We start from the raw sequence: 1,093 nt of genomic DNA on the forward strand, positions 1-1,093 counted from the left end.
TCTTAAGCTGCCTTTGACAGCGGTTCCTCAAAGACCAATGGCGCAATATACCCATTGGTTGAGTGAAGTCTCTCTCGGTTATAAAACACCTCGATATACTCAAAAATAGCCCGCTTTGCCTCTTCTCGGGTCTGGAAGTCTTCACGATGGACCCGCTCTGTTTTCAAGGTATGAAAGAAGCTCTCTGAGGGAGCATTGTCCCAGCAGTTTCCCTTTCGGCTCATACTGCATCTAAAGCCTAGTTGATGGAGTAATCCCTGATAGCTCGCTGATACATACTGGCTGCCTCGATCAGTATGGACCAGAAGCCCTTTCCTCGGTTGGCGTTGCCAAACCGCCATCGTCAGGGCGTCTGTCACTAATGAGGCCTGCATCCGTTTGTTCATAGACCAACCCACCACAGCCCTTGAATACAGGTCAATAAAGACCGCTAAATAGAGCCAGCCTTCTCGCGTCGGGATGTAGGTGATATCACCAACGTACACCTGATTTGGTTGTTCAACCTGAAACTGACGATCGAGTAAATTCTGAGCCACCGGCTTGTTATGCCGAGAGTCTGTCGTCACTTTAAATTTACGCCGAGTTATGCAACTCAAGCTTTCCTCTTTCATGAGTCGGCTAATCCGGCGACGACTGACGGTTTCGTTTTGTTTCGATAAGTCCATTTTAATTCGCCGGGTTCCATAGACCCGACGGCCTTTCTCATGCGACCTTTTGATTTTAACCTTCAATGCTTGGTCTTTCTGCTCTCGCTCGCTCAGAGGTCTTGATAACCACTCATAGTAACCACTACGAGATACTGAGAGCACTCGGCATAGAGCTGAGATTCTAAATAGTCCCTGATGCTGTGCGATAAACGCGTATCTCAGCTGGATTCCTTGGCAAAGAAGGCGGCCGCCTTTTTTAATATGTCCCGATCCTCTTTCAAGCGAGCATTTTCGCGCCGAAGTTTTTTCAGTTCATCGTAGAGATGTTCATCATCAACTTGAGGAGCGTCACCAGGATTCTTACGGCGATAATTATTGATCCAAGTATGCAAAGTATTAACGTTAATTCCCAGCTCTCTGGCGGTTTGGGTTACCGGTTGACTGGA

General features: G+C 47.7%; 2 protein-coding genes. Both read right to left on the reverse strand.

Annotation, left to right across the window (positions count from 1 at the left end):
• Positions 1-2: 2 nt before the first annotated feature.
• A complete protein-coding gene (locus tag EH243_RS18460; RefSeq protein WP_126160127.1) occupies positions 3-908 on the reverse strand; it encodes an IS3 family transposase in 906 nt (301 codons plus the stop codon).
• On the reverse strand, positions 866-1,093 hold a 228-nt coding region (locus EH243_RS18465), incomplete at its 5' end, for a transposase (RefSeq protein WP_164549167.1). The genes EH243_RS18460 and EH243_RS18465, both read right to left, overlap by 43 nt.

The organism is Amphritea opalescens, assembly GCF_003957515.1.
GTDB classification, from domain to species: Bacteria; Pseudomonadota; Gammaproteobacteria; order Pseudomonadales; family Balneatricaceae; genus Amphritea; species Amphritea opalescens.